Raw genomic sequence first — 26,170 nt, 5'->3', positions numbered from 1 at the left:
CCTACCAGACCTCCTCGTGCTTCAGAGATTTCTCTTTTACAAAGGTCTCTTCCCTGGCTTGTACAAAATGCGCTAAAGCGATATCCTCCTCGATCTCCAGGGCCTCCTTTATCAAATCACGCACTTTCATGGATAATGAAACGCCGTCTCTCTTCGCCAGGCGTTCAATGTTATGATAAAGGGGCTTTTCGAGAGCGACGTTGATCCTTGGATTTTTTGTGGGCATAATTTTCGCCTCCGGTAAATAATGGTGTTTCACTTATAATACACCGATTAAATATGTTTTTCAAAGAAAAAACGGGAACCTCTCGCGGGATTAAGGCTGCCCCTCCAGGTCCGTCTTGGTCATTGTGAAACAGATTCCCCAAAGTGGTTCATTTTGGGCTTTCCGGGGGGGACAACTGAAGGGGTAATTTCCTGCCTTTCTCCTGCTGATGTGAAACAAGATATGACATCTTGTTTCATTACGGCAAATTCATTATGGATTTATTGAAATGCAGGGTTTGGGAGAAGAATCGGATGATGACGCAAGGTAAGTTATTGCTCAGGATAATAAGATGGCTACCAGCCTTTTATCTTTTATAGATATCCCTTCTGTGGCCCACCCTCAGGATTACAATCTTGTCATCATCAAGGTCAAAGATGACCCTATAATGTCCGATCCTGAATCTATACGTACCAAGTCTGGATTCTGTAAGGTTTGTCGCATATTTTAAAGGATCTTCTGCATATCGAAGAAGGGTCTTACCGATACGCTGCCTAATTTGGGTCTCGAGCCTCTCGACATCTTTGACCGCCCTGCTGGTATAAAGGAGCCTGTATTTCACCCGCCAAAGACCTCAGCATGAGTCTTCACCCGTCCAGCCTTGTAATCGGCTCTGGCCTCTTTGATACTTTCCAGATATTCAGGAGATGTAGCAGCCAGAAGATCTTCAAGAAAGGCATCCCTCTCCCCTTTTTTCATCCTCCTTACGGCCTGAATAACCTCTTCTGGCTTGACCTCCATCTTTATACCCGTCCGCATATTGTCACCTCTATCTCCTGACTTCTGATATGGATGATTACTTCTTTTTGACGTTTATCCCCTTAATAAGTATCCTTACGACTTCACACTCATATTAATCTTACGGCTTCTGAAACCAGAATTCAATGATAATCATGAGCGCTGGGCTGGTTTCCACAGTAGGCTCATAGGCACATTTTGACCTTGAAATCGATGTTCGTTGAAATCAGGCCGGCTCATCCATAGCGGCCGGGACGTGATATATTGACATCTGCCTCATCACTTCAGCCCGGACAGGCTATACTTGTTCAAACTATCCCGGTAATAACCCCGGAATCGTTCGGGCCCTGGAAAGCAGTGCGCCGGATTTCCCTCACACCGGCCCCGGCCAGCATATCCATGATCTGTTTTTCCGAATAAGACTGCCCCCGGGCCGTGCCCAGAAGCATGTTTAGAGAAAAAAGCGCCGGGAAAAGCGGCCCGTCCATAGTATTGTTTAAAATGAAATCGTGAATGATAATCATGCCGCCCGGCTCCAGGACGGAAACAGCCTTCCGGATAGTCCGCCCCGCGTCTTCCGGCCCTTCCCCGTGGAGAATATGAGAAAGCCAGGCCACATCATAGACCCCTTCGACACCTTCTTCCAGATAGTCGCCGTTCATAAAGTCTATACGGTCGCTCAGGCCGAATCTTTCAATAGTCTTTTCTGCAAACGGTCTGGTAGTAGGGAGGTCATAAACCGTGGCCTTGAGCCGGGGATTGTTGAGGCAAAAATGGATGGCATAGGTCCCGGGCCCGCCGCCCAGATCAAGGAGGTGCCTGCGGCCGGAGATATCTATCTCAGTGACCAGCCTGGGGGCCAGATTCATGGCTAAGTTGAACATACCCATAAGGAAGCTCTCCCGCCATTCCTCATTACTGTAGGACGCCCTTTTTCGCACCGGCTTACCGGTCTTAACGGCCTGGTCCAACTGAAACCAGGAATCCACCAGATGGTGATGGTGCATAATCATGTGGCCGATATACTCAGGAGAAGTCTTGGAAAGAAAAGACAGGCCGGCGGGCGTGTTAGAATACTTATCATCTGCTCTTATCAGCAGATTCATGGCAACAAGGGCATTGAGGAGCATGGTTACTCCTCTTTCATCCCCGTTCAGCTTCCGGGCGACTTCTCCGCCGCCAAGCCGTTCAGCGCCTATCACGGTAAACACGCCGAGCTTGACCGCGGCATGAAGGGTACAGGTCTTCCAGTAACTTCCGGATACTTCCAGCAGCTTGCCCGGATTCCATTCCGGCCTGTCCATATCAGGCCCCCCTTCTGTCTTTTGGTCTCTATCAACCAGCCAATTAAAAAGGGGCTTGCAAAATTATGCAAGCCCCTTTTTCTCTCATTGGTGCGCCCAGCAGGAATCGAACCTGCGACCTACGGATTCGTAGTCCGTCGCTCTATCCGCTGAGCCATGGGCGCAAGTTATCGGGTGGGATGTATTCTTAACCTCTTTGCCCTGTTTTGTCAAAGACAAATTACCCCCGTTCCGGCAAACAGGTAGATGTGGATTCAGTTAGAGCCGCCTGTTTTTTTCTTATCGCATTGATCCTCAATACGGCATGATTGGCTCATTCAGGTCTTGATGCCAAACCTGGGTAGAATCCACTTATTCAAGGCAAACCAGACAAAGATTATCAACAGAACCGTCAAAAAGAATCTCATAATGTACCCCGCAACTTTAATAAAATCTCCCCTGACCGCTCTTTGCCAAAGAGGGAAAACAATGTTCCCTCCTTCTCACAAAAGAGGCTGGGGGTATTTAGTTTCCATCCGAAAACTCCGGTTTTCTGGATTGGAGCGGTCAGTAGTCAGCTATCAACTTAAGATGTTGTTTGTCTTATTTTTTTGCTGACGGCTGAAAGCTGATCGCTGAGAGCTTTCATTCGGAAACGGTGGTTTCCAGATGAAAACAATTTAGCATCTATTTTATTATAAAGCTACACCGATGGACAAATTCATAGCCCATTTTATGGCATGTCATGAAAATCTTCCTCTCTGTCGATAAGTATAAAAGCGATCGGCCAAATGGAGATAAACAAAATGGACTGGGGATTTTTACAACCATTAAAAGAACTCTGGCCTCAGCAATTGCCCGATTTTCTGGACAAAATTGACTGGCAGGCGCTATTCCATAATCCTTATCTTATCGGCCTGGCGGTCATCGTCTTGGCATATGCACTGTACAAACGAATGTATAAATTTCTGGCCTTGGTCTTTTGCAGCGGAGTCTTCTATTATGCCTCACGTTATGTCGCAACCGGCGGCGAAGACGCTGTCCCTCTAAAAAATATTATTTCCTTTATCGGCCTGTCTATTGTTATAATAGCCGTCGCCGTCTATTTTTTCTTTATCCGCCCCGAATAAATGAATAAAAAACTTGATGATATCTTCCGAAGGATGTTTGCGGCCTTCGGCCCGCAGCACTGGTGGCCGGGCGAAGGCCCTTTTGAAGTGATGGTCGGCGCCGTTCTGACGCAAAACACCAATTGGGGAAATGTCGAGCGGGCCATAGGCCGTCTAAAGCAGGAAGGGATTCTCTCACCCCGGGCTATCTACGAAATCCCTCTATCGCTGTTATCTTCGTATATCCAGTCTGCCGGCTATTACAACATCAAGGCCGGACGCCTGAAAAACCTCATCTCTTTTTTTGTGGAGGAATACGAGGCAGACACAGAAAAGATGTTTGCAGAAGATACGGAGAGCTTAAGACAAAAACTGCTGGCCATAAAAGGCATCGGCCCGGAAACGGCTGACAGCATACTCCTTTACGCCGGACACAAGCCCACGTTCGTGGTAGATGCCTACACCCAAAGGGTGATGTCCCGCCATCTGTTAATAGCGGAAGATGCTGATTATGAGGAGATTCGGGCCTTTTTTATGGATCGCCTCCCCCCCGACGCCGCCCTTTTCAACGAATTTCACGCCCTCTTTGTAAAAATGGGCAAGACTTACTGCAAAAAGAATATCCCTCTCTGTCAGGACTGCCCCTTAAATGGGTTATGAAGCAGAATCGTTTCATCCCGTCCGGGCCCCAAGGAGACGATCATAATCCTGGTCCCCGTCAGTTCTTCTATACGGCTCAGGTAACCTTTAGTGGCTTTAGGCAGATCTTCGAGACGGCGGATTCCTGTCAGTTCTTCCGGCCAACCCTTAAGCTCTTCATACACAGGCTGGACGTTTTCCATAAGGTCGATGCGTGACGGACGGTACCTTATGGGTTGCCCCTCGCTCAGGTAATGCGTGGCTATCTTTAACGCGGGGATACCGGTCAGGACATCGAGTTTGGTAATAGCCAGGCCGCTCAGGCCGCTCAACCGGACCGAGTCGGAGACCAGCACCGCATCCAGCCAGCCACATCGCCGCTTTCGCCCGGTAGTAGCCCCAAACTCCGCGCCCCTCTGCTGAATCCGGTCTCCTGTCGCATCCTCCAGTTCAGTAGGGAATGGGCCGCTTCCGACGCGGGTGGTATATGCCTTGCAGATGCCGATAACCGCATCGATGCGCGTCGGCCCGATGCCGGCGCCGCAACAGGCCCCGCCCGCTATGGTGTTGGAAGAAGTGACAAAGGGATACGTGCCGTGGTCAATATCCAGGTGCGCCCCCTGTGCCCCTTCAAAAAGGATATGTTTTTTAGCCTTTACCGCCTCGTCCAGGATAATGGAAACATTGGCCGCATAGGGGGCCAGCCTCCCGGCATAAGTCATATATTCATTATATATGTCTTCAACATCCATGGACCTAAGGCCGAGGTACTTCTCCATATAAAAATTCTTCTCTTTCAGAATCTCCGAGAGCTTAGTCCGAAAACTTGGGCCGTGCAGGATGTCCCCCACCTTGATCCCGCGCCGGGCGATCTTGTCTTCATAACAGGGGCCTATACCCCGGCCGGTTGTGCCTATCTTTTTGCCGCCGGTAAGGCCTTCCCGGCCCTGATCGATAGCCCGGTGATAAGGCATAATAAGATGAGCGGTTTCGCTGACTAAAAGGCGGCCCGGCTTGATCGGGTGTCCTTTGGTATGCAAACTATCCAGCTCGGCCAGGAGGACGGCCGGATCAATCACAACGCCGTTGCCGATAAGGCACTTTTTTTGGGGATGAAGAATCCCCGACGGGATAAGGTGAAAAATAAATTTCTCGTCTCCCACTACGATGGTATGGCCGGCATTATTACCCCCCTGAAAGCGCACAATAATATCCGCATATTCGGTGAGGAGATCGACGATCTTCCCCTTGCCTTCGTCTCCCCATTGTGTGCCGACAACAATAACATTAGCCATGCAAATCCCCCATATCCGATCTGAAGAGTATTTAAAGCAAACCGGGTTAGGACTGTAATTTACAGAAGGGAAAATGTCAATTTGTAATTATGGCTTTATGCGGGCCGGAGGCGGTTGACTTTTTCATGACAGACGTTTAATATCCGTCAATACGTATAATGTTTTTAAAAGGGGTAATTCTCTATGCCTGATGGGAGTATCATCCAGATAATCCGCGATGCCGGCCTGATGGTAAAGTTTATTTTGTTGTTGCTGTGCGCCATGTCCGTTGTTACCTGGGCAATTGTCTATAAAAAATTTCTCCTCCTGCGCCGCACCAGGCAGGAATCAAATACTTTTCTGGAAACGTTCTGGAAAAGTCGCACGCTGGCAGATGCCTATATTAATACCAAGAATCTTAAAAATTCGTCTATCGCCGAGGTTTTTCGTATCGGATATGGGGAGTTACTGAAATTTGGAAGGCCGGGCAGTGACCCTGAGGTAAAGAACCTGGAAATAAAAAAAATCGGCTCTGGGGGAAACATAGCCTGCATGGAAAACATAGAGCGCGCCCTTCATAAGGCTATCAGTAATGAAGTGAGCAGACTCAGCAAGGTTCTTTCTTTTCTGGCGACTACCGGCAGCACGGCCCCTTTTATCGGTCTGTTCGGCACGGTATGGGGAATTATGTCTGCCTTCCGCAGCATAGGATTGCGCGGCTCCGCCAATCTGGCTACCGTTGCCCCCGGAATCTCCGAAGCCCTGATTGCTACGGCCGCCGGCCTGGCCGCAGCCATACCGGCTGTTATAGCCTTTAACTATTACGTTAATATCATCCGTAAGATAGAATCGGATATGCAAGGTTTTGCCAATGACTTTTCAAATCTTGTAGAAAGGGAATACATACACCGCCCGGCGGGCAGGAGCGGATCTGCCAAGGGCTCTAAAAAGGAGGATTAATAGTATGGAGCTAGGCGGTAACGACAAAAGACTCCTTTCCGAAATTAACGTAACCCCTTTTGTAGATGTAATGCTTGTACTCCTGATAATTTTTATGGTAACCGCGCCTATGATGATTCAGGGCATGGACGTGGAATTGCCGAAGACTACCGCCCGGGCCATAGACAATAAAGAGGAAAACATAGTTATAACCATCGATAGACATAAAGATATCTTTGTTAATAATGCCCGGATACCGCAGCCTCAAATTAAGAAGTACATGCAGCATCTTAAGGAGACGGCAACAGGCCGCGAGGTCCTGCTCAGGGCCGACCGGTCTGTCCCCTATGGCCTCGTGGTGGAGATTATGGCCCAGATAAGGGCGGCGGGCATTGAAAAACTGGGTATGGTGACAGAGCCTTTAGAAGAAAAAAAATGAATCCCTGGTCAATATGTGACGATAAAACCTCGCCGAGGGAATGGACTTACCCGCTGATCTTCTCTCTGGTCTTGCATCTCCTTATTTTCCTGCTGGCCGTGCTTCCTCTAACTCTTTTCCCGCGACGTTACCATCTGACGCCTGTTTACAGCGTACGCCTGGTTGGCGCTCCCTTGCCGGCCAGGTATCCCGTTCCGTCTAAATCCGTGAACGCCAAGGATACAGGCATTGAGGCTGCGGGGAAAAAGGTTGTCAATAAAAAGATATTAACTGACGAGAATTTATCGCGACAATATGAAGAAAAGATAAAGTCCCTGGCCTTGCAACGCGAAAGCGGGCAAAGAAAAGAGAAACAACGCGAAGAATATCTTAAAACCGCCCTGGACAGGTTAAGAAAACAGGCCGGGCAGCAGGGCTCTCCGGATATGAAAAAAGCGCTGGCCGGTATTCGGGAAAAGATCGGCCGGGAGGGCGGGGCCATTGAGGCGCGTACGCCCGTCGCCGGCGGCAGTGAGCAGGCCGGGTCATCCATTTTGAATATATACCTGGGACTGGTTTGGGATAAAATAAGCAGCAACTGGGTGATTCCGCCAAATCTGTTAAGATATAAAAATCTGGAGACGATCGTCGTGGTGCGTATTTATAAGAACGGGGGCATCGGAAGCGTCTGGCTGGAGAAGAGTTCCGGGAATACCTACGTGGATAATTCTGCTATTCGTGCAGTGCGCCTCTCCAGTCCGTTTTCACCTTTACCGCCGGAGATAGGAGAATCGGTTCTGGAGATAGGCATCCGGTTTCGTCCAAGTGATCGGGGATAATCTGCATGGCGCATAAACTTAAATATCTTATAGCCCTTATGCTCGCCGGATGGTTGTTGGCCGCGGGCCATGCCTGCGCGAGGGTTTACATAGACATCACCTCGGGTCAAACCCGGAAAATCTCTATCGCAGTCCCTTATTTTCGTCCGCTGGCCGGGGCGACGGGCAGCCTGGAGGCAGGTAAAAAATTCTCCGATACCCTTACGCATGCCCTTGTCTTTCACGGCATTTTTACCGCCATTGATCCGGACATTTACGGCGGCGGTGATGCCTCCGATTGGAGCGCCCTGGGGGCCGAGTTTGTTATTAAGGGCAACTTTAAAAGTGCCGGTGACCGGCTGGTGCTTGAAATGGTGCTGATCGATGTGGCAGAAGGCAAGATAGCCCTTGGTCGTCGCTACGAAGGGGAAATGATAAATTATCGGGCCATGCTTCATCGCTTCTGTGATCTGGTCATTCAGGTCCTGACCGGCGAACCCGGCATAAGCCAGTCTAAAATAGCCTTTGTATGGGCTAGGGATGGCCATAAAGAAATATATGTAGCCGACTTTGATGGAGAAAATGCGCGCCGCATCACCTCGGAACGTTCTATCGTCCTTTCTCCAAGGTTTTCTCCCGATGGGGAGGAGATAGTTTACACCTCTTACCGGGAGGGAAGACCTATCCTTTACATTAAAAATATCTATACCGGGAAAAGCCGGAGACTGGCAGACTTTAAAGGTATCAATGTCTCGCCGGCCTGGTCTCCGGATGGTAAATTCCTGGCAGTTGCGCTGACCAAGGACGGGAGCAATTCGCAGCTTTATCTTATCGATCGCCAGGGCAGTATTATCCGGCGACTGACCAATAACTGGGGAATAAACGTCTCACCCGCCTGGTCACCGGATGGTAAACAATTGGCCTATGTCTCTGATTCCTCCGGCGCGCCGCAGATCTACATCCTTGACTTGCAAAATATGCATACGCGCCGCCTGACCTTTGCTGGGTCTTATAACACGGCTCCGGACTGGTCGCCCCGCAGTGATTGTATCGTTTACAACGGCATGAAAGGCCGGCATTTTGACATCTATACTATTGATGTCAAAAGCGGTAAGGTAACACAATTGACCGATGCCTCCGGGAACAACGAATGTCCCTCCTGGTCGCCGGACAGCCGGCAGATAGTCTTCAGTTCTACCCGGGGCGGGGAGACGCAGCTTTTTGTCATGTTTTCCGACGGCAGCGGCCAGCGCAGGATTATAAACAGTGCACGCCCGGGCGCATCTGCGACCGGCGCGCAGACACAACCTTGCTGGTCACGCCGGCTTAACTGAAAGGGGTACAACATTATGAAATGGTTCGCTTTTATTTTTATGGGTATGGTGATGATCCTGAGCGCCTGCGCCGTGCAGGAAGATGTCCTCATATTAAATGATAAAATCAATGTCTTGAGCAGGCAGACAGGCGAAGTCTATAAAGAGATCAGCGGCCTGCAAGAGCAGGTCTCTAAGATGAAAGAAGGGCTGAGAAGCATGGACACAGTTAAGTCTGTGGAAGTTATAAGCAAAAAACAGGCCGCTATGGGGATACAGCTTGAGGATATCAAAGCGGAGATGATGCGCCTGCAGGACAGGATAGAGCGGCAGGAAAATCGCTGGCAGGAGTTAACAGGCCGGAGCGAGGCGGAAGATAAGGTCTTAGCCGAAAAGATGCAAAAACTCTCTGACCAGATAAACAGTCTTCAGGCCAGGATAAGCGTTCTGGAGAAAAATGTTTCACATGAGGATAAGTCTGCCGGTAAAGAGGTAAAAAGCGATACACCGGCAGTGACCGGGCAGGCGGTTACCATAGAAAAGACAAAGATAAAGGCCCGGAAATCGGCAAAGGAAGATTATGATGAGGCCTACAAGCTTTATAAAGAAAATGCATACAGGCAGGCTATAGAGAAATTCAGGACTTTTTTAAAGGAATACCCTGATTCTGAATTGGCCGGCAATGCCGGGTACTGGCTTGGAGAATGTTATTACCAGCAGGAGCGCTACGAAGAGGCCATCCTGGAATATGAAAAGGTCGTCCGTGAACATAAAGGGACTAAGGTTCCCTCCGCCCTGCTGAAACAAGGGCTGGCCTTTCATCATCTCGGGGACACAAAAACGGCCAGGTTCCTTATGGAAAAATTGCTCGAAGAATATCCCAAGAGTGAGCAGGCCGAGGCAGCGCGCGCGAATCTAAAAAAGTGGGGTAAGAAGTAAGGTAACTACTCAGGTTGTCAGGTTCACGGTTCACGGTTGGCTACTTTTCGCTTCTCCTATCAATTTTCATCGTTCTCTAACCTTGAACTGTGAACCTTGGAACTTTGAACCTGAATAGTTATAAAGTAACTATTCTTGGAGGCTGGAAAAGTCCCATAACCCATGATCCAAAAAGACCTGTACGACATCCTGGGGGTAAAACCCGAGGCCACGGATGAAGAGATCAAAAAGGCCTACCGCAAGCTGGCGCGAAAGTACCACCCGGATGTCAACCCCGGTGATAAAGAGGCAGAGGCAAAATTTAAAGAAATCAGCGAGGCCTACGACATCCTCGGCCGTCCGGAAAAAAAGGCCGAATATGACCGTCTGAGAAGCGCCGCTTCTTCCTATAGCTATACCTATCCGGGCGGAGAGAGGGTATTTGATTTCGGCCGGTTTACCTCGGAGTCCGGAGGGGGTTTCAGTTCTATCTTTGAAAATCTCTTTGGAGAAAAGGCCTCTTATCGCCCCCAACCAATGCGGGGGGATGATCTTTATACTGTTCTGGAAGTGGAATTCCGCGACGCAGTTTTTGGGACAAAAACCCAGGTTAGCCTGGCTCAAGAGGAGCCATGCAAGAAATGCGCAGGGAACGGCATTGATCCCTATAGCGGCGAGACATGTCCTGATTGCAAAGGGAGCGGGCAAAAAGCGAGCCGGAAAGGAGCGGTGCATGTAGTTACGACCTGCGGCCGTTGCGGCGGCAGCGGGCGTATCGGCACAAAAGGTTGCCCGGTTTGTCATGGGTTGGGCATGGTGAGGACAGAGAAGCGCTTTGACGTGCACATACCTCAAGGAGTGGATAACGGCTCCAGGATCAGGCTGGCCGGTAAGGGATATCCCGGATATAATGGCGGCCCGCCAGGCGATCTTTACATTGAAATCAAGGTTAGACTTGATCCTGTATTCCGCCGTGAAGGGAATAATATCCAGGTTAAGACTACGGTTGATCTTTTCACGGCTGTCCTCGGAGGAAAGGTCTCTGTGGATACACTCTATGGGCGGGTAGAGATGACCGTGCCGCCTGGGACGCAAAACGGGCAGAGATTTCGGCTCAAAGGAAAGGGCGTGCCTGCGCTCAAAGGAGGAGCACGGGGGGATCAATTTGTCGAGATCGAGGTGGCTATCCCCCGCCACCTGGATAGCCGTTCAGAGGCCCTGTTCCGCGAGCTTAAAGAGAACATGGCGGTCAAAAAAGGGGGCGGCAGATAAGAAATGCGTATTTATACTATAACCGAGGTAGCGAGGCGGCTGGGGATTCGCACCCGGACCATACGTCTTTATGTGTGTGAAGGGCTCCTGCAGCCCGGGAAGGAGTCCGGCCGTTTCGTTTTTACAGAGAAAGATATGGAAGAATTGGCCAGGATTGTGCGCCTGCGTCAGGACCTGGATGTAAATACGGCCGGGATTGAGGTAATTCTTGAGATGCGGAGAAAGATACTATCCTTGCAAAAACAGATAGAACACCTGACTGAAGGAATAGAAAAGGAGATACAGTCCAGACTTAAGGACTACTTGGCAGAATCCGCTAAACTACCTGCCCGGCCGTTTAGAAAAGATATAACCAAGATCACAGTGCAAGAAGAAAGTGATTGAACAGACTACTCCCCATCCTGCTCACCGCCTTTGTCACCGGTCTGGTCTTAAACCATCATCTGCCGTTTAAGGGTGGAATAAACTTTGCTCTGGGGGCCGTTTCAGCCCTTATGGCCGGCCTGTTTTATTCGAGTTATCTCGCTCCGGATAAGAGACAGGGAAAGGGCGGTCTCTTACTGTCCTGGCTGCTTTTTGTGTGTCTGGGTTATCTCCATGCCGGGGCTTTTTCACCGGAGCAAAATACGCCCCGGGACCTTTTGTCCCTGGCTGACGGACGTAGTGTACGCCTGGCCGGTGTCCTGGAAAAGATGCCGGTCTTTTTACCAGACAGAACAGAATTGTTGATCAGGGCCGAACAATATCTTGGTCAGGAAGAAATACGGTCCGTAAGCGGCCGCATTCTTGTGCGTCTAAAAGACAGACCGCCGGCCCGGCTTGCTTGCGGCGATCGACTCTTATGGATGGGCAGTCTGCGCCCGGTAATTAACTTTAAGAATCCGGGGGGGTTTGATTTTGAGAAGCACATGGCCCTCAGAGACGTTTACGTTACCGCCTGGGTCTCTGACCCGCATCTTCTGACGGTTATCGGCAAGAGCGGCCTTTTCGAAGATGCGCCTTGGCGTGCCCTCTCCAGCCTTATTGAAGACGCCCGTTCTCATATCCAGGGCTTTCTGGATAACCATGCCACCCCGTTAGCGGCCTCTTTATACAAGGCCCTTCTTATCGGCGAGAGGGGCAGTATCCCCAGACCCGTACAGGAGGCGTTTACCCGGGCCGGGGTGACTCACATTCTGGCCATTTCCGGCCTGCACATGGGTATGGTGGCCTGGGGTGCTTATGCCCTTGGCCTGTGGCTGATAAAACGCTCCTCTTACCTGCTCCTGAGATTTTCGGCCTTCAAAATAGCCGCCTTGTTTTCTATCCCCATAGTCCTGTTCTATGGGGCCATGGCCGGCCTGTCTCACCCTTCTATCCGGGCCATGATCATGGTCTCCGTGTTTCTCACCGCTGTCCTACTGGGCCGGCAGTGGGATATTTACAATAACCTGGCCATGGCTATGTGGGCCATATTGCTTTTTTCGCCCGCGGCGCTTTATGCCCCGTCTTTTCAGCTATCGTTTATGGCCGTATTCTCCATAATCTTCTTCTACCCCCGCTGGCAGGATTGGCTTGGCAGAAAAAGGGAGAACCCTTTGGCCAGGCTGCGTCCGCGGCCTTCCCCGTTTGTGGATAAGTTATGGGGCCTGTTTTTGATATCGGCCATCGCTACCCTGGGTACGGCGCCGATCGTGGCCTATCACTTTCACCGGCTGTCTGTGGTCGGCCTCTTATCCAACGTTATTGTGGTCCCTTTGGTAGGTATGCTGGTATTGCCTCTGGGACTTGTTTCCGTTGCCCTGTCACCCCTTTCCCTGAAACTGGCGGACATATTTCTGCAGGCAGGATCTCTGAGCCTTACCGCGATGGTGAAGATTATTGATTCTTTTGCGGCCTGGCCGTTTTCTTCTCTATGGGTAACACCGCCCTACTTGTTTGAAATACTCCTTTTTTATGCGGGGGTCCTGCTCATTACTATGGCCTCCCGCCGCAAGGCATTCAGATGGTGCGGCCTGACCTGTCTATTTATCATTCTCGTGGCAAGAATGGTTGGCGCTTATCAGCAAAGCCATTTTGATATGCTCAGGACCACCTTTCTGGATGTCGGTCAGGGGAATGCCGCGCTCGTGCAATTCCCCGGTGGAAAGAACATGATTATCGATGGAGGCGGGACTCTGAGCGGCCGGTTTGATATTGGGGAGCGGGTGATAGCGCCTTTTTTGAGGGCGAAAGGAATTAGGACTATAGACTACCTGGTGCTTACCCATCCTCATCCTGATCACATAGGCGGTCTTATCTTTTTGCTGGATAACTTTAAGGTCAAAGAGGTCTGGGCGAATGGAGACCGGGTAGAGACAGAGGCCTTTGTCCGCTGGCAACAAGCGGTCTCGCATAAAGGCATCCCTCACCGGGAATTTAAGATGGACAGCCGCTACCCTTTTAATATCAACGGCGTTATGGTCGATGTCTATGGCCCGTCCGGTGATATGGCGGCGACGGGCGGGCAGGACGTCCTTCTTAACCGCCGTTCTCTGGTCCTCAGAATCAGCTATGGCCGCAGACACCTTCTTTTTCCCGGTGATATCGACGCATGCAGGGAGAATGAGCTGTTGCAAGGGGGGTATGTCCTTAAATCCGATGTCCTTCTTGCCCCCCATCATGGCAGTAATACATCGAATACCTCCGGTTTTATAAGGGCGGTAGCCCCTGATACGGTTATTTTCTCAGTGGGGAGGCTTAATCGTTTCTCTTTTCCCCATAGGAATGTGCTGGAAAGATATGTGGATCAGGGTTGTTCTATCTACCGGACAGACCGGGACGGGGCGGTCACCTGCCTCACGGATGGCCATAATCTCCAAATAGAACCTTTTCCCCGCTAAGGAACCTTTCTAATCAGCCTTCGTCTGGAAACCCAAAATTCCGGATGAGCTGTCATCTCGTCACAATACCGGCGAATTTTTGACACTCAGCTATCAGCTTAACATGCTGTTTGTCTTGATTTCTTGCTGAAAGCTGATAGCTGGCGGCTGAAAGCGTGAATCTGGAAACGACAGTTTTCGGATGAACACTGATTAAAGTCCTGTCCCCACTTTCCCGATAAGAAAGTTAAGGAAAGTTGTGGAATAAGTTATTACTCCGGCAACAAAATACCCGAATACTGTCATTCCCGCGAAAGCGGGAATCCAGCAAGGAACTGGATGCCGGATCAAGCCCGTCCTCAACTTGATTGGGGATCCGACATGACATTTTTTATGTATTTACCTGCCGGAGTAATAGGCTACCTTAAAGGGGCATGGCCTTTGGGGCTCAGGGGAAATGAAACAGGATTTGGTAAAGGATGCAGGAACATACAGACGCGGCCAAAAATTTTTGGGTATGCTTGTGAACTTGTGCACATAATTACCCCACAGGTATCTCAAATGACTGGCTGGGTCGGCATCCTTTAAGATGCCGGGTGATTTAAGTCGGTTGACGATAAGGTGCGTGACTGAATTAAAAAGAAGTGGAGCTGAATTGCGACAAGGAATAAGCAGGTTAGCTCAATTTAGAGAAAAATGGTTTGACATGCTAAATTAGATTGTGATAGTGAATACTAGCACAATTGATGCCTTACTCCATCCAAAAGGAGGTGAAGGATAGAGAGATACTAGCGTAATTACCTGGGAAGTAAAAAGAAGATGTTGTCCTACAACTGCCTTGAAAGGAGGAGATGTGAATGAAAATTACAAGGCGTAACTTCTTAAAGGTATGCGGGGGTACCGCCGCAGCATGCGGGCTTTCCAATCTAGGTATCCCGAATGTGGCGCAGGCCCTGGAAAAGGCCCTGGCAGGTAATCCTCCGGTGATATGGCTTCAGGGCTCAGGTTGTACCGGATGCTCTGTCTCCCTCCTCAATTCCGTCGAACCAGATATTGCCACCGTCCTGCTCAAGATAATCAGTTTAAAATTTCATTCCACAGTAATGGCTGCCCAAGGTGAACCGGCCATGGAGAAGATGTATAAAGTGGCAGAGGATTATGCCGGAAAGTTTTATCTGGTAGTCGAGGGTTCTATACCCACCAAGGAAGACGGACGGTTCTGTATGGTTGGCGAACGTCGAGGACATGAGATTACTATGTTAGATGCTACCATTGATATGGGTAAAAAGGCCGCGGCAACCCTGGCCTTTGGCACCTGCGCCTCTTTTGGCGGTATCCCGGCGGCCAAACCCAATCCCACCGGAGCAAAACCGGTCACCGCTATCTTCGAGGAGAACGGGATAAAAACGCCGGTGGTTAATGTCCCTGGTTGTCCTCCCCATCCGGATTGGATGGTAGGGACTATTGCCTATGCACTGACCAAGGGCCTTCCGCCTGTGGATGAATATAGGCGACCCACGCTGTTCTTTGGCAACACAATCCATGATAACTGTCCCTATCGTAAGTATTATGAAGAGGGAAAGTTTGCCAGGTCCTATGGCGAAGAAGGTTGCCGCCTGAAACTCGGCTGTAAGGGAATGGAAACCTATGCCGATTGCTGGCAGCGTCAGTGGAACAACAAGGTCAACTGGTGTGTGCGGAACGCCATCTGTATCGGCTGCGTACAGCCGAATTTCTGGGATGAGATGGCTCCGCTCTATGAACAGACCACAGGATGAAGGGAGGGATAAGACATGGGAAAAAAGATAGTAATTGACCCGGTAACGCGGATTGAGGGTCACTTAAAGATAGAGGTCGAGGTCAAGGACGGAAAGGTAGTTGATGCCCACAGCACCGGCGCCCTCTTCCGGGGATTTGAGATAATCTTAAAAGACAGAGACCCGCGTGATGCCTCTCAGATCACACAGCGCATATGCGGCGTCTGTCCTACTTCTCATGCCAGCGCCTCGGTCAGGACCCTGGATTCTGCCTTTAAGGTGAAACCCCCAAAGAACGGCCGGGTGTTGCGCAATATTATCCTTGGCTCTGACTACGCATGGGATCATGTCCTTCATTTTTATCATCTGGCCGCCCTCGATTATGTCAAGGGGCCGGGAACCGAACCTTTTGTCCCCCGTTATGACGGGGATTACCGGCTCGATGAAAAAACAAACCAGGTGGCGGTTAACCAGTATCTTGAGGCCCTTAAGATAAGAGCCCTCGGCCATGAACTGACCGCCATGTGGGGTGGCAAAGGGCCCATCGTCCAGGGCATGGTCGTGGGTGGAGCCACGGCTATACCCACCAGGGAAGAGATCGCCGGGTACAAGGAACGAGCCGGGAAGGTTATAGATTTCATTGCCAATACTTATCTGCCCACGGTCTATCTGATAGGCGGGGCATACAAAGATTTGTTTAACGTTGGCGCGGGTTGCAAAAACTTCCTGTCTTATGGGGTCTTTCCCTTAGACGACGGGGAAAACGCCTTTCTCTTAAAGCGTGGCGTCTATACCAATGGTAAGGATTACCCGTTAGACGTAGAAAAAATCAAGGAGTTTGTGTCCCATTCCTGGTATGATGATCGCACCACCGGGAAGAACCCTGCGGAAGGAGAAACCATACCACTACCCGGCAAAAAGGGCGCTTACTCCTATATCAAGGCAGCCCGGTATAAGGGACTTCCGCATGAGGTCGGGCCGCTGGCCAGGATGTGGATAACCAACCCGGCGCTGAGCAAACAGGCCAACAGATTCCTCGGCATTGATGAAACAAGGGATGTGCGTATGCGGGATCTTGGTGAAAAGGCCTTTTCCATCATGGGGCGGCACGTGGCCCGGGCCGAAGAATGCTATCTGGTGACCAAGGCCCTTGGCCAGTGGTTGGATGAATTGACTCCAGGCGAGTCAGGTGTTATCATGAAACCCGTTCCCAAGTCCGGTCAGGGATTTGGTCTAAGTGAAGCGCCCAGGGGATCGGTTGGCCACTGGATCAAGATTGATAATAGCAAGATAGCCAAATATCAGGTGATTGCGCCTACTACCTGGAATGCCTCGCCCCGTGACGATAAAGGACAAAGGGGGCCGATTGAAGAGGCCCTTATCGGGACTCCGGTACCGGATCCGGAAAATCCGTTTAACGTGGTGCGGGTCATACGTTCTTTTGACCCGTGACTGGGTTGTGCCGTGCACGTGTTGCACGTCGATACCAAGAAGGCTTACGAGATCAGGGTCAGCTAATACCCTGCTCACTTGCAGGCATGGAAATGGCTGCCGGCGACAAACCGAACCGCCGGCAGCCGTCTTTTTATTAGGTCATGTTTTTATGCGATTTGTCACCTCACAAGGCCATTTTTCTACTCCAAAAAGGTAGTTCTTATCAATCAATTCCGTCGGCGGGTATTCTCACCTCGACTGCGTGTTCCTGATGGTCGTCAATAAGGGTAATCGTTGTATCCTGTTGCGGGACGCCGTCGACGGTCACACTCGTTGCGCCATCGCCAACCTGCCTGCGCAGAACGGCGATGTGGTAGACCGTTTCCCGATAACGGTAATGCACCTTGAACATCTCCCAATCCGCAGGGAGGCACGGCGCGAAACGCAGTTTGTCTACTTCAAGCCTTAGCCCCAGAAGTGATTCCACAATAAGCCGATACATCCAGCCGGCTGATCCCGTGTACCATGTCCATCCACCGCGGCCACTGTGTGGTGAGACCGCATATACGTCGGCTGCGACAACGTATGGTTCTACTTTGTAGGTTTCAATTTTCTCCGGAGATTTCCCATGGTTCACCGGGTTGATTATTGCCAGCAGTTCCCACGCGCGCCGGCTGTCGCCCAATGCAGCGAATGCCATCGCTGTCCAGATCGCCCCATGAGTGTATTGTCCGCCATTTTCCCTGACGCCAGGGACGTACCCTTTTATATAGCCGGGATTCAAATGCGACTTATCGAAGGGCGGGTCCAGGAGCTGGATCAGCGCATGGTCCCTGTGAACGAGGCGCTTATCCACAGCTTCCATTGCCTTGCGCGAGCGCTCGGCATCCCCGGCGCCGGATAAAACAGACCAGCTTTGCGCAATGGAATCAATTTGGCATTCGGGATTACCCGCCGAACCGAGCGGCGAGCCGTCGTCGAAGTAAGCGCGGCGATACCATTCACCATCCCAGCCATTCTGCTCGATATTCAGGCGCAGTTGGGCCGCCTCCCTCTCGCAGCGTTCGGCGAAGGGCAGGTCACTATGCAGGCGTGCAACCTCGGTGAACCGCATGAGCACTTCATAAAGGAAGAATCCCAACCAAACGCTTTCGCCTTTGCCGTGTTCGCCGACCATGTTCATGCCGTCGTTCCAATCACCCGAGCCGATAAACGGCAGACCGTGCTCGCCAAGGCTGATGCCCCTCATGATGGCCCGCACACAGTGGTCGTACAAACTGGCCGCTTGTTCAGACCGTCTGGGAAGATCGTAATACGAGTCCTCGTCCGTATTCACCGGGCGGCCCTCGATGAAGTGGACAGGTTCATCCAACACCCCGGTGTCACCGGTGTTCAGAACGTAACGGCACGTAGCCAACGGCAACCAGAGGAAATCGTCCGAACAGTGCGTACGCACGCCCCGGCCTGACGGAGGATGCCACCAATGCTGGACATCTCCCTCCTGGAACTGACGGGCAGCACAGAGGAGAAGGTGCTCGCGTACGAGACGCGGTTCAGTATGGATAAGCGCCATCACGTCCTGCAACTGGTCGCGGAAGCCGAAGGCGCCCCCCGACTGGTAGTATCCGCTGCGCGCCCAAAGGCGGCACGCTGTAGTTTGGTATAAGAGCCAGCCGTTGGTCAGGACATTTACAGTCTGGTCGGGTGTTTCCACATTCACTGCTCCGAGCGTGTGGTTCCAGTACTGCCAGACCGTTTCAAGCGCACTGCCCGCGGCAGCAGATCCACGAAAGCGGCGCAGCAGGTTGCTGGCGTCATCGGCATCTTGCCCTACGCCTAGCCTGAAGATGATCTCACGCTCTTGTCCGTCGGCTAACTCAAATGGGACTTGTATAGCGGCGCAGGGATCCAAAGCAGCACCTACCTTCCCGGAAAGCCGGGACCGCCTCATCGCGGCCGGACTCCGAAACGTGCCGTTGCGCCCAAGGAACTCAGTCCGGTCGCCGCTTAAGCTCCGGTTCATGTCGTCTACATCGAAAAAAGCAGTCCGGTTTCGAAACTCCGTGTTATATGGGTTGCGTGCGAAGAGCGCGCCGCTATTCGGATCAATTTCGGTGACCACGTGCATGGCCGATTTCGGTCGCAGGTCTCCAAGTACCCATTCAGCGTATCCGGTAACTGAGAGTCGCCGTAATCGCCCCGACTCGTTTCGCACTTTAAGAACCGTGAACTTGATCGGTGCGTCCAGGGCCACGTAAACCCATACCTCTGAGTGGATGCCTCGTTCCGTGTGCTCGAAGACGCTATAGCCAAATCCATGCCGGGTGACGTAAGGCGTCACTCCGCGGCTGGGCAGCGGCGTGGGGGACCAGAAGTGACCACGCTCTTCATCACGGAGGTAAAATGCCTCTCCGCTCGAATCGCTCACGGGATCGTTCCCCCAGGGAGTGAGGCGGAACTCATGGGCATTCTCGCTCCAGGTGTAAGCAAGCCCGCTTTCTGAAATGACGGACCCAAAGTGTGGGTTTGCCAGCACATTCACCCACGGCGCCGGCGTCACCTGGCCGTGAGCAGTCGTAATGACGTACTCGCGCCCATCCGGGGTAAATCCGCCCAGCCCATTAAAAAACATCAGGTCGTGGCGAGGCCTTGCAGCAACCGCAAGGGGTTCAGAGCGGTGCGTTCGGGTCGGTGTAAGGAGCGGCACTGGTACTTCCACGAAACTGCGCCGGTTGATCTGCTCAGCCAGCGCCCCCCGGCGGTCGGTGATGATAACGCGGGCGACCGTTTGGATAAGGATGCGGTCCTCCTCCGATATCTGGTCAGCAGGTCTTACAAAGATACCCCCGGGTCGATCGGTCACATTGGCTTCGATGCCTGCCGCAATGAGCCCCATGATCTGGTCGTGCAGAAGTTGCCGGTAACCGGCGTGATCTTCGTTCCAGATCACCAGGTCCACCGCCAGTCCCTTCAAGCGCCAGTACGTATGGGCCTGCACGAGTTGTCGCACCAGGTCTATATTGGCCGGATCTTCAATCTGCAGCAGCACGATCGGTAAATCACCGGATATAGCATAGCCCCATAAACCGGATTGCCCCCGGCGGTTCTTGACGAGGACCCCAGGTTCAGCACGCAGAGAGGAATTGGCAAAGATCACCGAACTGGCAAGGTGTCCGTAGAGCTGCGCGTCAGCTTCAGTTGCGTTGATCTGCCGCAGCAGTACCTGGCTGTGTGTCCATGCCAGGTCAAAGACGCGGTCCGCGAGTCGTCGGTCCTGATATTTCTCGACAAGGCTCAGACAGCCGTCGCGAGTATCCCCGATGCCGGAGACAATATTTATCGTTACCGTTTCTTCCGGATCAAGCATTATTCGATAACGAACAGCGACAATCGGATCGAGCACTGAGCCCTCACTGTCCGAGAGCGCTCCCGTAAAAAAATCAGCTACCCCGCTCATAGCTTGCGGTTTTTCAACGGTGTTTCCGCGGCCGATAAACTGCATGCGATCGGTCTCATAGGAGACTTCCCCGGTCTCCGCCCCATGCACAACCATCATGTGAAACATCCAGGGCGCCTTCTCGTCGTGGGAGCGGGGCCTGCGGGTGCAGAGGATCGCCCGCTGCTTGCGGATGATCTCGGTCTGAACAAAAAGATTGCTGAACGCAGGATGCAGTGCATCCGCAGCAGGAGGTGCAAGAACCACTTCCGCATAACTCGTAACATCGATCGTTCTGCGCGTCCGGGAACGGTTGATGATACGCACCCGGCGCAGTTCGATGTCATCCTCGGGTGAAACAGCGATCTCAGAATGGGTATCAAAATCATGGTCCCGGCAGCGAAACTCGGCTCGCCCTTCCGAGAAAATCGCTTCATACTTCTCCGTCCGTTTGAGTGTTGGTTGATATGCGGTTGACCAGACTGCTCCGCTCGTCACGTCGCGAAGGTAACAGAACGTGCCCCAGTTGTCGCAGGTACTGTCTTCGCGCCAGCGGGTGACTGCAATATCCTTCCAATGACTGTAACCGCCGCCCGCATTCGTAATCATCACGTGGTATCTGCCGTTCGACAACAACTGCACTTCTGGAACCGGCGTATCCGGGCTGCTAAAAACACGCACCGGCGCTCTCTCCTCACTATCGAAAGCCACATGCAAGTCGGAGGGCTCGGCGGTGTGCGAATAGAAAGCCGTGGCCTTTGGGATTCGCTCCTGGAGCAACAATATAGTCGCCTGGAACAAGGGATTCGACTCGAATCTCTTCTGCATTGGGCAATTTAGGAGCAGAGAGGCAAGAGAGAGAAAGCTCATGCCTTCGTGATGTGCCATGAAGGACCGGACCACCACAGTCGATTGTCCGCGCGGCAGACGCGAAGGAGTGTAATCGATCGCTTCATAAAAGCCATACTTCCCTTCAAATCCTTCGGCAGCAAGTCGTTGCATATTCAGGCAAGCCTCCCCGGGATCTATCATCAGCGCAAGCGCAGAGGCATAGGGTGCAATTACCAGATCCTCGGCGAGTCCGCGGTTGAGCCCCAAGCCGGGCACGCCAAACGCGCGGTACTGGTAGTTGAGATGGACATCGATCATGTTATAGCCGGATTCCGAAATGCCCCACGGCACTCCCCGCTTCTTTCCATACTCGATTTGCCTGTCCACAGCTGCCTTATATGTCTGGTCGAGAAGCGTGTGTTCGTACGTTGGCATCACCAGCAATGGCATGAGGTACTCGAACATCGATCCGCTCCACGAAAGGAGAATCGGCTCTCCGCCGGCGGTAGTTAGCAGACGCCCCAGGGCGAACCAGCTCTCCTGCGGTAGTTGTCCCTGTGCAATCGCCACAAAACTGCATAACCTCGCCTCTGAAGCCAGCAGATCGTAGTAACTCGAGTCCCGCCTGCGCTCACTGAGGTTGTACCCGATGGCCAGGAGATGACTTGCCTTATCGAACAGAAAATCATACTCCATGCGTGATAGTTCGCCGGTTTGCAGCGCAAGGCGTTCGATGGCCGCAATTCTCTCAATGGCGCGTTGGTTGCCAAGTTCTGCCAGTTCGCGCAGCGTCGGTATCTCATCAATGCCGCTGACTGTCGGCGGGTTAAAAAACATCAGCTCATCGATGGCATCCTGACATTGCCGGGCGAAGGCGAGTGCCCACCACATTACCGTACTCTCACGATCAGAATCATTGGAATCTAATTTGGCGACAATTCCTGCAGAGGAAGCTGCAAGTTTATCAAGGCACAGCCATGCCGCTGCGAGTGTGGTTGGAGGGTTATCAGATGCAGACTCCATATCTTGCTGAAGTTCAACAATTTCAGCCGATGAAGATACTTCCATAGTGTCCGTGAGGATATTTAATGTGTCGTTAAGCCCATTAAAAAAACGCGCTCCCAGGATTCTTTGATCGGGAAGTGCGAGCAGCCCCGGCCGCAATGTCAGCAGATGGGCAGCAAGGTTCCCGCTGTCTACAGTCGAAATGTACATAGGTTGGAGCGGTTTCAGAGACTGCGTGTCATACCAGTTGTAGAAGTGGCCCCGGTGCCTTTCCAGTGTTTCCATCGTCTTGAGTGCATTCGAAGTGCGCTTGATGAGCTGTCCGGCCGAGATGTAGCCGAAGTCATAGGCGGACAAATTTGCGAGCAGCGCAACCCCCATGTTGGTCGGTGACGTGCTATGTGCGACCCCGGAAACGGGATGCTCCTGATAGTTATCAGGCGGCAACCAATGGTCTTCAGGGCCCACAAATGTCTCGAAGAACGCCCAGGTTTTCCGGGAAAGCTTCCTGAGAAAGATGATCTGGTCATTTGTCAGCCTTGCTCTGCGGCGGGCGAGCGGCCGGCTGATCCACCAAGCGATAGCAGGGGAGGCAAACCAGAGGCCCAGTATAGGCAAGGCCACAGCTAAAGCAGACGGCCTTGAAAGCGTCAGATAGATCACCGCGACAAGGGCAATAATGGGGGCGATCCACATCGTTCGGCAGGAGGCGGTGAGACCCGTGCGATTCCGATCCGGCCCGCCCGACGGACTCCATTCCAGAAGTCGCCTGTGTGTGACCAGCATCCGCCACGTGGTGCGTATAATCGCATCCAGGCTGAAAAATGCCTCATAAGGCATACACAGGAGCGTAAATGCGGCTTGACTAAAATGCCTGCCGGTGGAACGCACAGCAGCAGCGAGGTGCTGCCCCATAAGCACATCGCCCGGCTTCTGAAACATCTCCAGAATAGAGGTAATCAAAGAAGGAATCAGGATGATTCCGATCACAGACAAAGTCCAGAGCCAGGGCGATGACAAGACCGTCCAGCCCAGCAACAACATTAGTGTCAACGCCGCTGGCACGAGACTGCGCCGAAGATTGTCAAGGAGCTTCCACAGGGAAAGCCCCGAGAGCAGATTCTTCCGACGGCGACCTCCAAGGCCGGACCTAAGAATAGGAAGATATGGCAACAGCCACCGCGCAAGCTGCCAATCCCCGCGAATCCAGCGGTGCCGGCGGGCCACGTCCGCACTGTAGCTGGACGGGTATTCTTCGTACAACTGCACATCGCTCAACAGCCCCGCCCGCGCGTAGCACCCTTCCAGAAGATCGTGGCTGAGAATACGGTTATCGGGGAAACGTCCGCTGAGCGCCAGATCGAATGCATCGACATCATAGATACCCTTGCCGATGAACGAGCCTTCACCGAACAGGTCCTGGTAAACATCGGAGACAGCGCGCGTATAAGGATCGATGCCAGGATCACTCCCGCACATTCGCGCATACCGCGACCGGTTTGTGCCAGGAAGGCTGACGGCGACTCGTGGCTGGAGGATGCCGTACCCCTCACAGACGCGCTGCTTATCTTCGTCGTACCGCGCGCGATTCAGCGGGTGCGCCATGGCTCCCACAAACTGCCACGCCGAATCGCGTGGTAGCTGTGTATCCGTGTCAAGGGTGATCACATACTTCACATTTGATAGGACTGCAGTGTTACCAACGACGAGCGAGAAGCGATCTCTTGAGCCTCCACGCAGAAGCGAATTCAAATCCGCAAGCTTCCCTCTCTTACGCTCGTAACCCATCCAAACCCGCTCCCGAGGATTCCATCGGCGCGGGCGATGAAAAAGGAAGAAAGTATCGCCTTTTGTTCGCCTGTACTTTTCATTCAGCTCTTCGATTTTTTGCCGGGCGAGCCGCAACAGCGGTTCGTCCTCCGGAATGGTTTCCTCGGCCGCGTCTCGAAAATCAGTCAACAGGCCGAAGTACAGGTTTTCATCTCTATTTGCCAGGAACCGGACTTCAAGTGCCTCGATCAGATCCTCTATGTTCTGAGTGCTTATAAGCATAGTCGGGACCACGGCCAGCGTGCTTGATTCCGGCGGGATCCCTTTGGAGAAGTCCATTCGAGGCAGCGGATGCGGTGTCGCCAGCAACGTCGCCAGCCAGTTTACAAGCGCTACCGCCAGGTGACTTGCACACAGAAGCGAGAGGCTCCCAATCAGCGCGAGTGGCCAACCCTGCACCCCATCAGCATGAGCTTCGGCCAGCAAACTCCCGGTGAAGATTACCGTCATCAGCATGATTGTGCCTAGATAGAGGAACAAAGGAAACCGGCGGCCCATTCTCTGAAGAGCTTCAAGGGTAGAAAGGCGCACCTCCGCCGTTCGTTCGAGTTGTGAAAATCCCCTGTCAATCAGGTAGAAGCCGACATGTGCTGCTCGATCGTCACCGCCTTTCTCGGCAGCGGCCTCGTGCGCAAGCTGGATCGCTTTGCGCGCCACCTCGCCTTCGGACAACCGGCTGTTCTTCGCTATCTTCTCCACAACGTGACGGTAGCGATCACGGGTCGCAAAATCCATCTTGCCGTAGACTCCGCCGGAGTCCTCACGCAGAGTCTGTTCAACTACGCTCATCTTCTCGACGAACTCGCGCCAGTCCATTGCTCCAAGAAATCGGAGACTGGCGATGCTATTGCTTATGGAAACCTGGTCGGCGGCCTGTTGCTGGTTCTCTGTCTGTACCAACTGTTCAATCGTCAGGCTACACTCGGCGAGCCGCTGCTCAATCCAGGTGAGAGGCATTGCCAACGCGGGGCTTTGTCCCTGCAGCCGGCGCGCAAATTCTGCAACAAACGAACTCACCATCGGCGGGTTCGAGCGTGCCATGTCCGCAATCGCCAAAATCAGGCTTTTCGGGTCCTTCCCGGCGATATCCGTCATCTTATCCGCCCAATAGTCGGCGCGGTTTCGGTCTATTCTGTCGGCGGCGATACGGGTTCCAATGCGTCGGAGATTTTCGACCAACGCCAGGCGCAGCATAATAGGGATTGCCCACAATTCGCCTAACTTCAGTGCGGTGATTGTCTGGTAGGCTGTAACGAAACTGCTGAGACTTTCCGGGTCCACCCTTCCATCGCCGTGTGAGATCGTTTCCAGGGCGATGTCATACACGCGCGGAAGCCCGGCTGATGGACCGCCCAGCAAGCGAGGCAGCTCACGGCTGTAACCCTTTGGCAAGTGTCTCCTGGCTGTGCGAATCTGCTCTTCGATCAAATAGAAGTTATCGAGCAGCCATTCACCGGCCGGAGTAATCCGGCGGTTCGTTTTAACCGCATCCGTCAACAGGTTGCGGGCTCCGGTCAGGATGCTTTCATTCTCAGCCAGCCGCTTCAGAAGCTGGTCCGGTGCACTTTCCAGACCCAACTTGTGCAAGCCTGCAAGGGTTTTGCCATGCTGTTCCATCTGGTCGCTGCTGAACAGTTCCGATCGCAGCGGTGGCTCGTTGTCGGCGCACTTTTGTGTCTGGCTGTTTCTGCGGAGTCTCGCCCGCAACTGGGACAGGTTCTCAAAAATGGTCTTGTTGATGAATTTCACTTTTCAAACCTCGTATTGAAAAGAAGTATCGCCAAACCAGTCGCAACGGTGGTAGCCGACTTTTATCATTCCTTGACGCAATATGATCTTACCGTAGCAAAGAATCTCGGCGAATCCGATAACGACTGGAATCACTCCCCATGAAACCGGCAGATTGGCATATCTACCCCTGAAACTTGTACCACACTTAATGGTAAAGTTCCGGCATTTTTTATTATTTGGGACTGGAACAACTCCCAGCTTCCCACCCCAGTTGCCTCATAATTAAATGTTACCGAAGGGGTTATATGTGGGATTAACAT

General features: G+C 52.4%; 18 protein-coding genes and 1 tRNA gene. 12 read left to right on the top strand and 7 right to left on the bottom strand.

Annotated features, from left to right (window positions below):
* Window position 1 precedes the first annotated feature (1 nt).
* The 5 genes from RDU59_08370 to RDU59_08350 all read right to left on the bottom strand — a co-directional run bounded on the left by RDU59_08370 (window position 2) and on the right by RDU59_08350 (window position 2,471).
* Window positions 2-226, bottom strand: a complete 225-nt coding sequence (locus RDU59_08370; protein ID MDQ7838493.1) for a ribbon-helix-helix protein, CopG family — start codon at window positions 224-226, stop codon at window positions 2-4.
* 346 nt (window positions 227-572) lie between these two features.
* A complete protein-coding gene (locus RDU59_08365) occupies window positions 573-827 on the bottom strand; it encodes a type II toxin-antitoxin system RelE/ParE family toxin (protein ID MDQ7838492.1) in 255 nt (84 codons plus the stop codon).
* Window positions 824-1,024: a hypothetical protein gene (locus tag RDU59_08360; GenBank protein MDQ7838491.1), complete on the bottom strand. Its 201-nt coding sequence runs from the start codon at window positions 1,022-1,024 to the stop codon at window positions 824-826. The genes RDU59_08365 and RDU59_08360 overlap by 4 nt, the downstream gene beginning before the upstream one ends.
* 287 nt (window positions 1,025-1,311) lie before the next feature.
* On the bottom strand, window positions 1,312-2,307 hold the full coding sequence (locus RDU59_08355) for a methyltransferase (GenBank protein MDQ7838490.1): 996 nt from the start codon (window positions 2,305-2,307) through the stop codon (window positions 1,312-1,314).
* Between the two features lie 88 nt (window positions 2,308-2,395).
* Window positions 2,396-2,471 (bottom strand) — tRNA-Arg (locus RDU59_08350).
* A 606-nt stretch (window positions 2,472-3,077) separates the two neighbouring features.
* Here RDU59_08350 and RDU59_08345 point away from each other — a divergent pair.
* A complete protein-coding gene (locus RDU59_08345; GenBank protein MDQ7838489.1) occupies window positions 3,078-3,416 on the top strand; it encodes a hypothetical protein in 339 nt (112 codons plus the stop codon).
* A complete protein-coding gene (locus tag RDU59_08340; GenBank protein MDQ7838488.1) occupies window positions 3,417-4,055 on the top strand; it encodes an endonuclease III domain-containing protein in 639 nt (212 codons plus the stop codon).
* Here the strand turns inward: RDU59_08340 and RDU59_08335 are convergent.
* Window positions 4,028-5,329 (bottom strand): adenylosuccinate synthase, encoded by a 1,302-nt coding sequence (locus tag RDU59_08335; protein MDQ7838487.1) that lies wholly within the window; start codon window positions 5,327-5,329, stop codon window positions 4,028-4,030. The two genes, RDU59_08340 and RDU59_08335, sit on opposite strands and share 28 nt — an antisense overlap.
* A 183-nt stretch (window positions 5,330-5,512) precedes the next feature.
* Here RDU59_08335 and tolQ point away from each other — a divergent pair, with 183 nt between their 5' ends.
* The 10 genes from tolQ (at window position 5,513) to RDU59_08285 (ending at window position 17,101) form a co-directional block, all read left to right on the top strand.
* A complete protein-coding gene (gene tolQ, locus RDU59_08330; GenBank protein ID MDQ7838486.1) occupies window positions 5,513-6,268 on the top strand; it encodes a protein TolQ in 756 nt (251 codons plus the stop codon).
* A 4-nt stretch (window positions 6,269-6,272) separates the two neighbouring features.
* Window positions 6,273-6,686, top strand: coding sequence for a protein TolR (gene tolR, locus RDU59_08325; GenBank protein ID MDQ7838485.1), 414 nt, complete (start codon window positions 6,273-6,275; stop codon window positions 6,684-6,686).
* Window positions 6,683-7,504, top strand: a complete 822-nt coding sequence (locus tag RDU59_08320; GenBank protein ID MDQ7838484.1) for a TonB family protein — start codon at window positions 6,683-6,685, stop codon at window positions 7,502-7,504. Before tolR ends, RDU59_08320 begins: the two co-directional genes overlap by 4 nt.
* Window positions 7,505-7,509: 5 nt before the next feature.
* A complete protein-coding gene (tolB, locus tag RDU59_08315; protein MDQ7838483.1) occupies window positions 7,510-8,817 on the top strand; it encodes a Tol-Pal system beta propeller repeat protein TolB in 1,308 nt (435 codons plus the stop codon).
* A 15-nt stretch (window positions 8,818-8,832) separates the two neighbouring features.
* Window positions 8,833-9,735: a tol-pal system protein YbgF gene (gene ybgF, locus RDU59_08310; GenBank protein MDQ7838482.1), complete on the top strand. Its 903-nt coding sequence runs from the start codon at window positions 8,833-8,835 to the stop codon at window positions 9,733-9,735.
* A gap of 162 nt (window positions 9,736-9,897) precedes the next feature.
* Window positions 9,898-10,986 carry a molecular chaperone DnaJ gene (dnaJ, locus tag RDU59_08305; protein ID MDQ7838481.1) on the top strand — a complete coding sequence of 363 codons (1,089 nt, stop codon included), beginning with the start codon at window positions 9,898-9,900 and terminating at the stop codon, window positions 10,984-10,986.
* Window positions 10,987-10,989: 3 nt separating this feature from the next.
* Complete coding sequence (locus tag RDU59_08300) at window positions 10,990-11,370, top strand: MerR family transcriptional regulator (GenBank protein ID MDQ7838480.1); 381 nt, start codon at window positions 10,990-10,992, stop codon at window positions 11,368-11,370.
* On the top strand, window positions 11,367-13,847 hold the full coding sequence (locus tag RDU59_08295) for a DNA internalization-related competence protein ComEC/Rec2 (GenBank protein MDQ7838479.1): 2,481 nt from the start codon (window positions 11,367-11,369) through the stop codon (window positions 13,845-13,847). The genes RDU59_08300 and RDU59_08295 overlap by 4 nt, the downstream gene beginning before the upstream one ends.
* 836 nt (window positions 13,848-14,683) lie before the next feature.
* Window positions 14,684-15,604 carry a hydrogenase small subunit gene (locus RDU59_08290; protein ID MDQ7838478.1) on the top strand — a complete coding sequence of 307 codons (921 nt, stop codon included), beginning with the start codon at window positions 14,684-14,686 and terminating at the stop codon, window positions 15,602-15,604.
* Window positions 15,605-15,619: 15 nt separating this feature from the next.
* Window positions 15,620-17,101 (top strand): nickel-dependent hydrogenase large subunit, encoded by a 1,482-nt coding sequence (locus tag RDU59_08285; protein ID MDQ7838477.1) that lies wholly within the window; start codon window positions 15,620-15,622, stop codon window positions 17,099-17,101.
* A 139-nt stretch (window positions 17,102-17,240) separates the two neighbouring features.
* Here the strand turns inward: RDU59_08285 and RDU59_08280 are convergent, their stop codons facing one another.
* Window positions 17,241-25,826, bottom strand: a complete 8,586-nt coding sequence (locus RDU59_08280) for a glucoamylase family protein (GenBank protein ID MDQ7838476.1) — start codon at window positions 25,824-25,826, stop codon at window positions 17,241-17,243.
* Window positions 25,827-26,170: the final 344 nt, after the last annotated feature.

Source organism: Thermodesulfobacteriota bacterium, assembly GCA_031082315.1.
Taxonomy (GTDB): Bacteria; Desulfobacterota; QYQD01; order QYQD01; family QYQD01; genus QYQD01.
The sequence above is the reverse complement of the archived record's forward strand: the minus strand, read 5'-3'. Positions and strand labels throughout refer to the sequence as shown.